Genomic DNA, 12,206 nt, shown 5'->3' with positions numbered 1-12,206 from the left:
GATGGTCGGCCTGCGGTCGGTCGCGCCACGTGATGGGTAACCGGCCGGCGGCAACCCCGAGGAGAGGACGCTGGCGTGAGCGGTGGACCACTGATCGTCCAGTCCGACAAGACCCTGCTGCTGGAGATCGACCACCCCGACGCGCAGGCCTGCCGGATGGCCATCGCGCCCTTCGCCGAGTTGGAGCGCTCCCCGGAGCACGTGCACACCTACCGGCTGACCCCGCTCGGGCTGTGGAACGCCCGCGCGGCCGGGCACGACGCCGAGGGTGTGGTGGACGCGCTGATCAAGTACAGCCGCTACCCGGTGCCGCACGCGCTGCTGGTCGATGTGGCCGAGACGATGGATCGCTACGGCCGGCTCCAGCTCGCCAACGACCCGGTGCACGGCCTGGTGCTGCGGGCGCTGGACCGGGTGGTGCTGGTCGAGGTCGCCAAGAGCAAGAAGCTCGCGGGCATGCTCGGCGCGAAGATCGACGACGACACCATCGCGGTGCACCCGTCGGAGCGGGGGCGGCTCAAGCAGGCGCTGCTGAAGTTGGGCTGGCCGGCGGAGGACCTGGCTGGATACGTCGACGGCGAGGCGCACCCCATCGAGCTGGCCGAGGCCGGCAAGGACGGGCGCAAGCCGTGGACGCTGCGGTCGTACCAGCGGGAGGCTGTCGAGGCGTTCTGGGCCGGCGGGTCCGGCGTGGTGGTGCTCCCCTGCGGCGCGGGCAAGACCCTGGTGGGCGCGGCCGCGATGGCCGAGGCGAAGGCCACCACCCTGATCCTGGTCACCAACACGGTGGCGGGCCGGCAGTGGAAGCGGGAGCTGATCGCGCGGACGTCGCTGACCGAGGACGAGATCGGTGAGTACTCGGGCGAGCACAAGGAGATTCGTCCGGTCACCATCGCCACGTACCAGGTGCTCACCTCGCGGCGCGGCGGCGCGTTCACCCACCTGGACCTGTTCGGCGCCCGCGACTGGGGCCTGGTCGTCTACGACGAGGTCCACCTGCTGCCCGCGCCGATCTTCCGGTTCACCGCGGACCTCCAGGCCCGCCGCCGGCTGGGCCTCACCGCGACGCTGGTACGCGAGGACGGCCGCGAGGGCGACGTGTTCAGCCTGATCGGGCCGAAGCGGTACGACGCGCCGTGGAAGGACATCGAGTCGCAGGGCTGGATCGCCCCGGCCCAGTGCACCGAGGTGCGGGTGACGTTGACCGACGCGGAGCGCATGTCGTACGCGACGGCGGAGGCCGAGGAGCGTTACCGGATGGCGGCGACGGCCCGCACGAAGCTGCCCGTGGTGAAGGCCCTCGTGGACCGGCACCCCGACGAGCAGACGCTGGTGATCGGCGCATACATCGACCAGCTGCACCAGCTCGGCGAATACCTCGACGCGCCCATCGTGCAGGGTTCCACGACGAACAAGGAGCGGGAGCGGCTGTTCGACGCGTTCCGCTCCGGTGAGCTGCGCACGCTGGTCATCTCGAAGGTCGGCAACTTCTCCATCGACCTGCCCGAGGCGGCCGTGGCCATCCAGGTGTCGGGCACGTTCGGGTCGCGGCAGGAGGAGGCGCAGCGGTTGGGCCGGGTGCTCCGCCCGAAGGCCGACGGCCGGCAGGCGCACTTCTACACGGTGGTGTCCCGCGACACGATCGACACCGAGTACGCCGCGCACCGGCAGCGCTTCCTGGCCGAGCAGGGGTACGCGTACACCATCGTGGACGCCGACGACGTGCTCGGCCCGACGCTCCCGACGGTCGACTGATCCCTGGTCGGACCGGCCACCGACAGACAGTTCATCGAGGAACGCACATCTTTTCTGAATCCCGAGATTCCTGCAAACGCATCAAGAGTCCATTTCTTCAAGTGAACATCCTCTCGCCATCCATTGTGGATCAGCGCACCGTCGGACAGTACCGTCTCCGGCGAAGGTCGCTTCCGCGACGAATGACATGAGCCAAGGGGAAGTTCAATGAATCGACACGTGATTGGTCGGCTGATCGCCGCAGCCGCCATTACCGTTACCGGTGTTGCGGTGGCGCCCGCGCCGGCGTCCGCCGCCGTTGGGCTGCAGGTGTGGTTCGACGCGAACAAGAGCGGTCAGTACCGCAACATCCAGGGATCCATCTCCAACTTCGACGGTTACAACGACGTGGTCAGCAGCGTCGTGGCGAACGGCTCCGCTTGGTGCCTGTTCGAGCACAAGGACTTCGGCGGGCGGCAGCTCCGCGTCACCAAGGGCCAGTACATCGCCAACCTGACCAACGTCGGTTTCAACGACATTGCGAGCTCCGCGAAGCGTTGCTGATTTCTGGTTCCAGCGAAAACCCGCGGCCGGCACCTTTCAGCAGCAGTTGTCGGAGCTGATGCCGCGATCGACCGAGGCTCCGCGCGACCCGACTCGTCGGCCAGGTCGGGCGGGGCCCGGAGACGGTTGACGGGCCGCTACCCGCGGCCCGTCAACCCCGCGCGTCCCGGCTACTTGCCGCCGCCGGCGCGGAACGCCACCCAGGCGTCGCTCATCCGGTCGGCTTGGCCCGGGGTGAACATGTTCATGCAGGAGTCCTGCGTGTAGTCCATGAAGTTGTGGATCGGGTCCAGGCCCGGCGCGGTGCAGGTGTCGGCGCCCACCGGGCAGTCGAACTGCGGCGCCGCCTCGCGCGGGGTGTCCTCGACGAAGTCACCGGACGCGGAGCAGCCGTGCGCGAAGGTGTGCTCCAGCATCAGCCAGTGCCCCACCTCGTGGGTCAGCGTGTCACCGAGGGCGTACTTGCCGGCCGTGCCGCCCGGCATCGACTCGTCGAGCATCACCACGCCGTCGATGTAGTCGCGGCCGTTGTTGTAGCCCTTCGGGAAGTACGCCCAGCCGAGCAGCCCGCCACCGATGTTCGCCGCGTACACGTTGAGGGTGCGGGCGTCGCCGGTGTAGAGCGCCTTCTTCATGTCCCGCTCGTTCTTGCCCGGCACCACCGTGTACCAGGCGCTGTTCACCGTCCACGTGGTGTCGACCAGCGAGAAGCGGAACGGCGTGTCGGAGGCGTCCGCCGCCGTACGCCCCGCGAACGAGTCGTTGAGCACCGTCATCTGGGCCGCGATCAGGGTCTTCCACCGGGCCGTCTCCGCCGCGCTGAGCGGGTGGTCGGAGATCATGTGGAAGACCGTGGGGATGGTGACGCTGCCATTGGGCAGGCGCGGCGAGTCCTTGATGACGCCGTACGCGTTCGCCTCGTTCTTGGAGTAAAGCTCCGGCTCCTGGGCGGTGGCGCCCTCGGCGAGACGGGCCGCGCCGTGCGCGTCGCCCGGCTCGCACGCCGCCACCCCCGGCGAGACGGTCGCGGGTGCCGCCGCGACCGCGCCGGAGACGCCGCCGGACGCGAGGAACGTCGCGGCGGCGGCGGTGAGGACTGCCAGTCGGAAGATCGGTCTCCTGTGCATCGGTGCACCTTTCAGGGATGGACGCGGTGCGGATCTCGACGCGGGGTGGCCATGACCGGAACGTCATTGGCGTCGTCTTCCCGGTATCAGACCACGCCGGCCACGGAGACAAAAGGCCTGCTCATGCGGCTGGTTCCGATGTAACGAAAGGCGGCCGGACAGCGCTTGTCACAGGCCCTCGGGCGCGGCCAGTTCGGCCAGGAACGCCGCTATCGCCGGGCGCAGCGGTCCCGCGCCCCGGCTCCGGGTCACCGCGAAGATCCGCCGCTCTGTCACCGGGTCCACGAGCGGCTCGACGTGCACGGTCGGCGGCACCGTGCGCAGCGCCATCTCCGGCACGAGGGCCGCGCCGAGGCCCGCGCCGACCAGGTCGAGCGTCAGTGCGAAGTCGACGGCCCGGTGGCGGATGTCCGGCTCGAATCCGGCCAGTCGGCAGGCGTGCAGGGTGGAGCGTAGGCACGGGGTGCCCTCGGCGCTGGCCACCCACCGCGCGTCGCGCAGGTCGCCGAGCCGGCCGGACCGGCTGCCCCAGCCGACCGGCGTGATCAGGTGCATCGGGTCGTTGGCGACGGGGTGTCGGTCCAGGTCGGACGGGAGCGGCGTCGGAACGTGGTCGTACTCCTGGAGCAGGATGACGTCGAGCATGCCCGAGCGCAGGTCGAGCCGGCTCTGCCGGTCCTCCGCCTCCACGACGCGCACGTCCAGGTCCGGATGCCGGGCGATCGCCCGTGCCGCGGCCGGCGCGACCAGGGCGCCGGCCGCGGAGGGGAACGCACCCACGCGTACGACGCCGCTGACGTCGCGCCGCAGTGCGGCGAGCCCCGCCTGGGCCTGCTCGACCGCGTTGATGATCTGTTTCGCGTGCTCCGCGAGGACGTAGCCGGCCGGGGTGAGCACGACCCCCCGGCCGGACCGTTCGACCAGTTCGCAGCCGGCCTCGCGGGCGAGTTGACCGAGCTGTTGGGAGACCGCGGACGGGGTGACGTGCAGGGACGCCGCCGCGGCGGTGATCCCACCGCGCAGGGCCACCTCGTAGAGCACCCGGAGCCGTCGCACGTCGAGATCCATGAAGTGAGGCTACAGGGAGGCTTAAGAAGTGTGAACTTGTGCTAACAGGTAGCGGCCCGCAGGGTTGATCGCATGAGAATGTCCCACCGGTTCCAGGCCGTCCTGGTCGCCGCCATCTGGGGTGTCAACTTCGTGGTGGTCGAGGTCGGCCTGCGGGACCTGCCACCGCTGGTGCTGACCGCGCTGCGGTTCGTCGTCGTCGCCGTACCACTGGTCTTCTTCGTGCCCCGGCCGACCGCCCGCGCGCGCTACGTCATCGCGTACGGCCTGGTCCTGGGGGTGCTGAAGTTCGGGGTGCTGTTCAGCGCGATGGCCCTGGGCATGGGCGCCGGCCTCGCCTCCCTGGTGCTCCAGGCGCAGGCCCTGGCGTCGGTGGTGCTCGCCGCGCTGCTGCTGCGCGAGCGCCCCGCCAAGCGGCAGATCGCCGGCGTGCTGGTCGGCTCTGCCGGCATCGGCGTGCTCGCGGCCTCGGGCGGTGGCCACACCACCGCGATCGGCTTCGCCCTCACCCTCTTCGCCGCCGCGAGCTGGGCGGTCGCGAACATCGTGGTACGCGCCAGCGGCGAGACCCGGCCGATCTCCCTGCTCGTCTGGTCCAGTCTGGTGCCACCGCTGCCGCTGTTCGGCCTGGCGGCCGTCGTCGACGGCCCGCAGGTGGTGCTCGACTCGCTGCTCGACCTCTCCTGGCGCGCCGCCGCCGCGATCGGGTACGTCGCGTACGTCTCGACCCTGGTCGGGTTCGGCCTCTGGAACCACCTCATCGGCCGCTACTCGGTCGCCCGGGTCGCGCCGTTCAGCCTGCTCGTGCCCGTCTTCGGGCTCACCGCGTCGTGGCTCTTCCTGGGCGAGCGGATGACCGGCAGTGAGGTGGTGGCCGCCCTGATCGTGCTCGTCGGGCTCGCCCTCGTGATCGGCGGCGTCCGCCCGTCGCCCCCCACGGCGACGGGTTCGGCGCCGAACGCATCGCCGGCCACGGCACCGACCGACGCCGTCCGAACCGGGACTTAGATCGCCCACACACCCCGCCGGGCCAGGGCCGGCGGGGGTGCCGGAGACTGCAGCGGCCGCGCCCCCGACACGAGGGCGCGGCCGCTGCCGGGATGACTGCTGCCAGCCGAGCATCCTGACGGCCGAGACCCGACTGCCGTGCATCGCTGGCCGGAGCCGCGTCCACACCGGTGCCGACTGGGAACGGGCCAAGGTCTACCTAACTGGGAGACGTTTCCCCCGCCACGTAGACACCCTTGCCCTGGTGGCCTTCGATCAGCCCCTCGGCCTGCAGGCCGCCCTGGACTACCAGGACCGGCACCCGCAACACCACCGGGCCGCACCGCCCGATCCGGTGTTCCCGCCGTCGCCGCAGGCCCGCCGCGCGGCGCCCGTCGAGGAGATCGTGCCGCCCGAGCTCTCCAACGACCCGCTGGTCGCCGAGGGGGCCTGGTCATGAGCGAGCCGTACCTGACGGTGGAGTGGCAACCGCTGCTCAACGCCGGATTCCCGCTGCGCGACCCGCAGGACGAGCCGACACCCGTGCTGACCGTCGGGTGGGGACCGAAGCTCGGCACGAGCTGGTACGCGTACGACGACGAGGACACCGAGGAGCCCCACCGGCACTGACGCGACGCCGACCGTCGGCAGGAGATCAGCCGGCGGTCGGCGTGCTCTGCCCGGAGCCGGCGTCGGCCCGCGCGGGCGGCGGGCTCGGCCGACCCGCCTTCCGGGGTGCGGGGTCGGGTGGCGTCAGGTCCAGAGGGCGGCGACGGCTTCGGCGTGGGCCGCACCGACGGCCCGGCCCGCCCGGGCGGACGGCCCCCGCGTCGCGGGCGACAGCGCGTTGGTGCCGAACGCGTCGACGGACGCCTGGTCGGCGCTGATCACGGCCACGGCGGCCGGGGCGAGGGCGGCGATCTCGTCGTCCAGGTTGCCCCAGGGCTGCGGCGCCCCCGCCAGGGACGGCTGGATGATGAGCACCCGTTCGGCGCCGGCTGCCAGGTCGGCGTTGGTCATCGAGCGCACCCCGCCGTCGATGTAACGGCGGCCGCCGATCGCGACGGGCCGCCAGATGCCGGGTACCGCGCAGCTCGCGGCCACGGCGTCGACCAGGGACGCCCCGGACTCCGGGGTGAAGACGACGACCTCGCCGGTCTCCGCGTCGACCGCCGGCAGGCGTACGTCCCGGTCGGGCCACCGCTTCACCCGGAGCCGGGCGTCGATCGCGCCGAGCCGGACGGCCGGGTCGACGGTCCGCGCGGCGAGCGCCAGCGAGCCCAGCCGGCGGCGGGCCTCCTGCGGGTCGGACGCCCCGGCGAGCACGGTGCCGTACTCGGCGAAGAGCTTCTCCGTGTCGACGTCGACCTCCAGCTCGGTGGTCTCCGGGTCGAGCTGGACCTGGTACAGGTCGTCGAGTGGGACGCCGCTGGTGATCTGCGCGGCGACCGTCGAGCCGGCCGAGGTGCCCACGACGAGGTCGGCGGCGATGACCCGCTCGGCGAGCGCCGGATCGGCGTCGGCGAGGCCCCGCAGGACGCCGAGTTCCCAGGCGATGCCGGCAACCCCGCCACCGGCCAGCACGAGTGCGTTCGTCATGATCCGACCCTTCCACAGCGCTACGGCCTCGGAAAGCCCGTTCGTTGATCCACGCGGTTTCGGTGACGTCGGGAACCCGGAACGGGACCGGCCCGGGACCGACGGATCGGTCCCGGGCCGGCGTTCACCCGAACTGGTTACCTGATCAGCTTCCAGGGGCCGTTCTGGTCGCCCGGCTCCTGGCCGCGCGTCCACCACTTCGCCTCGTAGACGTGGCCCTTGAAGGTCACCCGGTCACCGGAGTTGTACACCCGGGTGGCCGTCCACGCCGCCGGGCTGTTGTCCGGCGGGGTCGGGGCGATCTCCTCCCAGGGGCCGTTGCGGTCGCCCGGCTTCTGGTTGCGGGTGTACCACTGGGCGCGCCACTTCTTGCCGTCGTACATCGCGAGATCGCCGGTGTTGAAGATCCGCGACGGCGTCCAGACCGCGGTGCCGTCCTCGGTCATGGCGATCTCCTGCCACGAACCGTTGGCGTCGGCGCCCGGCTTCTGGTTCTTGGTGTACCAGGAGGCCCGGAAGACCCGGCCCTGGTAGGTCACCCGGTCGCCGTCGTTGTAGACCGTCGACGAGCTCCACTCGGCCGGCAGGTTCACCGTCAGGGTGGCGGTGGCCTGGACGGCGGTGAGGTGCTCGTCGCCCGAGTACGACGCGGTCAGCGGGTGCCGGCCGCCCGCGAGGCCCACCGGGAGGGTGAACGACGCGGTGCCGTTGGTGACGGCGGCCGAGCCGCGAACGGTCGTACCCTCGCGCAGCTCCACGGTGCCGCTGACCGGCGTGCTGCCGGCCGCGACCTTCACGGTCACCGTCGCCGCGGTACCCCAGTTGGTGGGGGCGGCGGTGACGGTCACCGTCGGGACCTGCTTGGCGGTGCGGAACACCGCCGGCTGGGCCACCGCCTCACCGCCGTCGGCGCTGCGGGCGGAGACGATCCAGCCGTACGAGGTGCCCGGCAGCAGCCTGTCCCAGGTGGCCGTGGCGACGCCGTTCGCGGTCAACTCGTCGGTGCCGATCGTGCCGGACGGCACGAGGGCGGCGAGCGAGTCGGTCGAGAACGACGTCTTGCGGGTGGTGAGGTCCACCGGCAGGGTCAGGTTGTCCTCCGCGCCGTTGTAGCGCGGCTTGGCTTGGCTGCCGTCCTGGCGGATGTCGTACTCGGTCGCGCCGAAGTTCTTGAGGAACGGCGAGTACGTGTCGATGTGCATCTCGGCCCGGTCCACGTCGAACTGGAGCAGGCGCAGGAAGCTCGCGCCGAACTGCAGCCGGTCGGTGGCCTTGTGGTCCGGGGTGCCGTCACCGTTGACGTCGATGGTGCCGTCCGGGGCGACCTGCCCGGGCCACAGCTCCCCGGCGGTCACCGTGTAGAACTGGTAGTCCGCCAGCAGCTCCACCACGTCGTGGCTGACCGTGACGCCGACCTTCGACTTCAGGTTGGTGCCCACGCCGTGCTCGTGGCCGGCGAGGACCAGGAAGACGTTCGGGTTGGTCTGGACGACCTGCTTGAACAGCGGCGAGCCGTCCGGCGCGGAGAACTCCGCCCCCCGACCGTCGGGGTTGGCCGACGGCTTCAGGTAGTCGTGGGAGAGCAGGATCCCGTTGCGGTCCTTGTACCGCTTGAAGATCGAGTCGGCCCACTTGGCCTCCGCCGGCGTGACGCCGTACGACAGGCCGACCGCCACGAAGTCCAGCCCGCCCGCCGAGAAGAGCAGGTAGTTGTTCTGGTTGTCCTTGCCCGGCGTGACCGAGCCGTCGGCGTTGGTCACCTCGTCCCACGCGTGGTATTCGGTGCCCTTCGGCCAGGCCTTCGCCGCCCCGTAGTACCGGTCGGCGCTGAAGGTGCGGCTGAACCGGGAGGTCGGGCCCGTCTCGGCACCCAGCTGGTTGTCGTGGTTGCCCGCGACGACCTGGTTGACGACGCCGTTCTCGTCGAGGATCTTCTGGAAACCGGAGGCGGCGGCCAGCTCCCGCTCGACCTGCTCGTTCAGGCCGGGCCGCTTCAGTGTGCCGTCCGGGTTCTTCGCCAGCGGGTCGTAGTAGTCGTTCTCGATGACGTCGCCGGTGTGCGCCGCGTACGCGATCTTGCGGCTGGCGGAGTTGTCGGCGATCCACTGCATCTGGTCGCGGTACGCCGCCGACCAGATCGCCTGCTCCTCGGCCGTCTCGACGTCCGAGGGCTCGGCCACGCCGTCCCAGTCGTCGTACGTGCCGCCGGCCGCGCCCTCGGTGATGTACTGGGTGTCGGTGAAGTGGGCCAGCGAGAAGTCGTACGAGTTCGGGTCCTCGAAGCGGTCCTTGTCGTTCTGGGCCGTCGAGTCACGCGGCGACAGGTCGTCGGCGAACGGGTCCTCACCGGTGACCAGCACGTGGACGACGCCGTTGTCCCGATAGCCGGCGTCCACCGCCGCGGTCAGCACCGTGTCCTGCTCGGCGTGGCCACGGGAGCTGGTCAGGACGACCCACTTCCTCGTGTCCGGGTTCCACACCCGCAGCGCCACGATGCGCGCCGGGTCGATGGTGCCCGACCAGCGCAGCGTCGGCTCCTGCCTGGTCGCCCCCAGCGGCAGGTCGTACCGCTGGAAGACCACGTCCCGGCTGGACGGCGTGCCGATCGTCGCGCCGTCGAGCGGGCGCAGCGAGGAGACGTCCACGGTCTTGTCGTGCGCGACGTCGAGCGTGGTCGGCACATCGGCCGCCTCGCCCTGGTAGCCGCCGGTCGGCAGGACCACGTCCGCCTTGGTGAAGGTGGCGGTCAGCGCGACGCCGTCCGCGCCGGGGATCCGGGCGGTGAGTTCGGCGGAGAGCGTGTCGGTGCCCTTGACCGTCGCGGTCAGTTCGGTCGGGACGTCCGGGATGCTCGCGCTGCTGAAGCGCACCTCACGGACGGCGGTGTTGCCGAGCGTGTCGGTCACCGCCACCGCGAGCGTGTGCTCGCCGGCCGGCAGGCCGTGGCCGATCTGGTCGCCCTGCTTGACGGCCGCGCCGTCCAGGGTGATGGTCGGTGTGCCGGCCAGCCCGCTCGCATCCTTGATCTTGACGTTGAGCGCGATGGTCGACGTGAGCCGCTGCCCGGCGGCCGGGACGCTGCTCTCGATCTCCGGGGCGGTGTTGTCGCTGGTGAAACGCCGCGTCGAGGTCTTGTCGCCGACGACCGCCTTGATGGTGTGGGCGCCGTCCGCGATCGACGTGGTGTCGACGTCCGCCCGCTTGCCCAGCGCCGGCAGCGCCGCGCCGTCCGGCGCGGTGACGTCGAACAGGATCGTCTTGGTCAGCAGACCGTTGTAGCTGCTGCCGCAGGTGCCGTCACCGATGAACGTGGTCACCTGCGAGCCCACCGGGTAGGTGGACGAGCCGATGCTGACCGTCGTCTGCGCGATCGACCGGGTCAGCTGGGTCGCCTTCGCGCCGACCGGCAGCAGCTGGAAGTCCCGCAGCGTGAAGTCGTCGAAGTTGTCGCAGCCGCCCGGCTTGGCGCTGCCCCGGTCGCTGCCCGCGACGAACTCCACCGCGTTGACGCCCGGCGTCAGCCACTCGTTCGGGAAGGCGAGGTCGACGACCTCCTTCTCCCAGATGCCGAGGTCCAGCGAGATGCCGTTGATCAGCACCTTGTTGTCGTACCCGCCGTCGCTGCCGTTGCCGCCGACGAACACCTTCAGGTGCGCGTCACCCCCGCTGGCGAGGGTGTCGACGGTACGCGTCGTCGGCGCACCCTCGACGGTGAAGTGCAGCTCGGCGTCCTTGTTGGCCCCGCACGTGCCGTCGCCCAGCGCCAGCGACGCCGCGGTGGTCTCCGTCTTCGTCACGGTCGTGCCGCTCGTGGTGACGAGGTACGTGGTGCCGGCCGTCACCGTGCCCGCCGTGCTCAGCGTGAGGCTGGTCGCGGCCCGGGTGAGCTTGAAGTCGTCGTGGTTGGCGCAGGTCACGCCGTTCGTGGTGCCGTTGTAGTCACCGGTCTTCACCTCGACCACGTTGTCGCCGAGACGCAGGAACCGGGCCGGGATCGGCAGCGTGACCGCCTCCGCTCCGGCGGCCCCGTAGTCGCCACCGAGGTCGACCCGGTGGCCGTTGACCAGCGCGTAGTTGTGGTAGCGCGCCTCGATCGAGTTGCCGGCCTCGACCAGGAGGCCGAGCGTGGCGGTGCCGCCGGCGAGCGCCTCCGCGTTCCCCGCCGGCTTGTCGTCGATGGCCAGCGACTCGACCCGGTCGGTGCTGCCGTCGGGCAGCGCGGCGATCACCGGCTGGGTGCCGCGTACCCGGGCACCGTCACCGGGTGTCACCGCCGCCGCACCGGCCGGGGCGTTGTTGACGTCCACCGTCACGGACGCCGCCACGCCCGACAGGGTCGTGGCGGTGACGGTGTGCGTGCCGTTGCTGAGCTTGGTGGTGTCGAGGTCCGCACGCAGACCGGCGGTGCTGCCCGGCTCGCCGGAGATGACGAAGGTGAGGTCCTGGTTGAGCAGCTTCGACGAGCTGCCGCAGGTGCCGTCACCGAAGTTGTAGCTGAACAGGTTCTGCTCGCCGTCGGCGACCACGCCGAGCAGACTGAGGCTGATGCTGCTCAGCGCGTAGTCGTCGTAGTTGGGGCAGCGGCCACCCTCACCGTTCGGCAACTCCTCGTAACCGACAGCGCTCTTGTTGGTCGAGTCGACCCAGTTCGCTCCGGCGTGGACGGTCACCGTGTTCACCCCGGCGTGCAGCCAGTCGCCGGGGAAGTCGAGGGTGCCGATCTGCCCGCCCGCGATGTCCGGGAAGTAGACCCGGTCCGCCTCCGCCGTGCGGCCGTTGACGGTGACGTAGTTGTGGTAGCGGGCCTCGGTGCCGTTGCCACCCATCTCGAACGCGAAGTGGGCGGTGCCGGCGGTCTTCTCGGCGCTGATCCGGGTGCCGTCGACCGCGAGGGTCGTCACGGAGTCGTTCTCCGTGACGGGCTCCACGAGCACGGAGACCGTGCCTTCGAGGTTCTGCCCTTCGGTGAGGTTGATCAGCGGCAGGTTGCCGCTGGTCGGCACCGCCTGCGCCCCCGCCGTCGTGGGGGCGAACCCGGTCGCCGATCCGGCGACGAGGACGAGGGCGGCCGCGGCCAGGAGGCCGCGTGTTCGTCTTCTGCGCGCACGTGCGTCGTGCGTCATGGCG

9 protein-coding genes are annotated in these 12,206 nt (G+C 71.1%); 5 read left to right on the top strand and 4 right to left on the bottom strand.

Going from position 1 to position 12,206, the window contains the following annotated elements; genetic code table 11:
* Window positions 1-75: 75 nt before the first annotated feature.
* Together ACIBTV_RS07185 and ACIBTV_RS07180 are read left to right on the top strand one after the other, a co-directional pair.
* Entirely contained in the window at window positions 76-1,755 is a 1,680-nt protein-coding gene (locus tag ACIBTV_RS07185) for a DNA repair helicase XPB (RefSeq protein ID WP_396703116.1), read from the top strand.
* A 207-nt stretch (window positions 1,756-1,962) separates the two neighbouring features.
* Complete coding sequence (locus ACIBTV_RS07180) at window positions 1,963-2,298, top strand: beta/gamma crystallin-related protein (RefSeq protein WP_396703115.1); 336 nt, start codon at window positions 1,963-1,965, stop codon at window positions 2,296-2,298.
* 170 nt (window positions 2,299-2,468) lie between these two features.
* On the opposite strand, the gene ACIBTV_RS07175 is transcribed toward ACIBTV_RS07180, so the two are convergent.
* Window positions 2,469-3,425, bottom strand: a complete 957-nt coding sequence (locus tag ACIBTV_RS07175) for a zinc metalloprotease (protein WP_396703114.1) — start codon at window positions 3,423-3,425, stop codon at window positions 2,469-2,471.
* 168 nt (window positions 3,426-3,593) lie between these two features.
* Window positions 3,594-4,493 carry a LysR family transcriptional regulator gene (locus ACIBTV_RS07170; RefSeq protein WP_396703113.1) on the bottom strand — a complete coding sequence of 300 codons (900 nt, stop codon included), beginning with the start codon at window positions 4,491-4,493 and terminating at the stop codon, window positions 3,594-3,596.
* A 72-nt stretch (window positions 4,494-4,565) separates the two neighbouring features.
* Here ACIBTV_RS07170 and ACIBTV_RS07165 point away from each other — a divergent pair, with 72 nt between their 5' ends.
* The 3 genes from ACIBTV_RS07165 (at window position 4,566) to ACIBTV_RS07155 (ending at window position 6,110) form a co-directional block, all read left to right on the top strand.
* Entirely contained in the window at window positions 4,566-5,501 is a 936-nt protein-coding gene (locus ACIBTV_RS07165) for an EamA family transporter (RefSeq protein ID WP_396703112.1), read from the top strand.
* A 244-nt stretch (window positions 5,502-5,745) separates the two neighbouring features.
* Window positions 5,746-5,940, top strand: a complete 195-nt coding sequence (locus ACIBTV_RS07160) for a hypothetical protein (protein ID WP_396703111.1) — start codon at window positions 5,746-5,748, stop codon at window positions 5,938-5,940.
* A complete protein-coding gene (locus ACIBTV_RS07155; protein WP_396703110.1) occupies window positions 5,937-6,110 on the top strand; it encodes a hypothetical protein in 174 nt (57 codons plus the stop codon). The genes ACIBTV_RS07160 and ACIBTV_RS07155 overlap by 4 nt, the downstream gene beginning before the upstream one ends.
* A gap of 123 nt (window positions 6,111-6,233) precedes the next feature.
* Here ACIBTV_RS07155 and ACIBTV_RS07150 read toward each other — a convergent pair whose 3' ends face one another.
* Both ACIBTV_RS07150 and ACIBTV_RS07145 read right to left on the bottom strand, forming a co-directional pair.
* Window positions 6,234-7,079 carry a patatin-like phospholipase family protein gene (locus ACIBTV_RS07150; protein WP_396703109.1) on the bottom strand — a complete coding sequence of 282 codons (846 nt, stop codon included), beginning with the start codon at window positions 7,077-7,079 and terminating at the stop codon, window positions 6,234-6,236.
* 137 nt (window positions 7,080-7,216) lie between these two features.
* Window positions 7,217-12,202, bottom strand: a complete 4,986-nt coding sequence (locus ACIBTV_RS07145; protein WP_396703108.1) for a carbohydrate-binding protein — start codon at window positions 12,200-12,202, stop codon at window positions 7,217-7,219.
* Window positions 12,203-12,206: the final 4 nt, after the last annotated feature.

It is taken from the genome of Micromonospora sp. NPDC049366 (assembly GCF_044466625.1).
Taxonomy (GTDB): domain Bacteria; phylum Actinomycetota; class Actinomycetes; order Mycobacteriales; family Micromonosporaceae; genus Micromonospora.
This window is presented reverse-complemented; position numbering and strand designations above follow the sequence as displayed.

Bases quoted from the DNA above. Each gene is read 5' to 3' on its own strand.
- ACIBTV_RS07150 (WP_396703109.1), bottom strand. From the start codon at position 7,079: ATGACGAACGCACTCGTGCTGGCCGGTGGCGGGGTTGCCGGCATCGCC.
- ACIBTV_RS07155 (WP_396703110.1), top strand. From the start codon at position 5,937: ATGAGCGAGCCGTACCTGACGGTGGAGTGGCAACCGCTGCTCAACGCC.
- ACIBTV_RS07180 (WP_396703115.1), top strand. From the start codon at position 1,963: ATGAATCGACACGTGATTGGTCGGCTGATCGCCGCAGCCGCCATTACC.
- ACIBTV_RS07165 (WP_396703112.1), top strand. From the start codon at position 4,566: ATGAGAATGTCCCACCGGTTCCAGGCCGTCCTGGTCGCCGCCATCTGG.
- ACIBTV_RS07145 (WP_396703108.1), bottom strand. From the start codon at position 12,202: ATGACGCACGACGCACGTGCGCGCAGAAGACGAACACGCGGCCTCCTG.
- ACIBTV_RS07175 (WP_396703114.1), bottom strand. From the start codon at position 3,425: ATGCACAGGAGACCGATCTTCCGACTGGCAGTCCTCACCGCCGCCGCC.
- ACIBTV_RS07170 (WP_396703113.1), bottom strand. From the start codon at position 4,493: ATGGATCTCGACGTGCGACGGCTCCGGGTGCTCTACGAGGTGGCCCTG.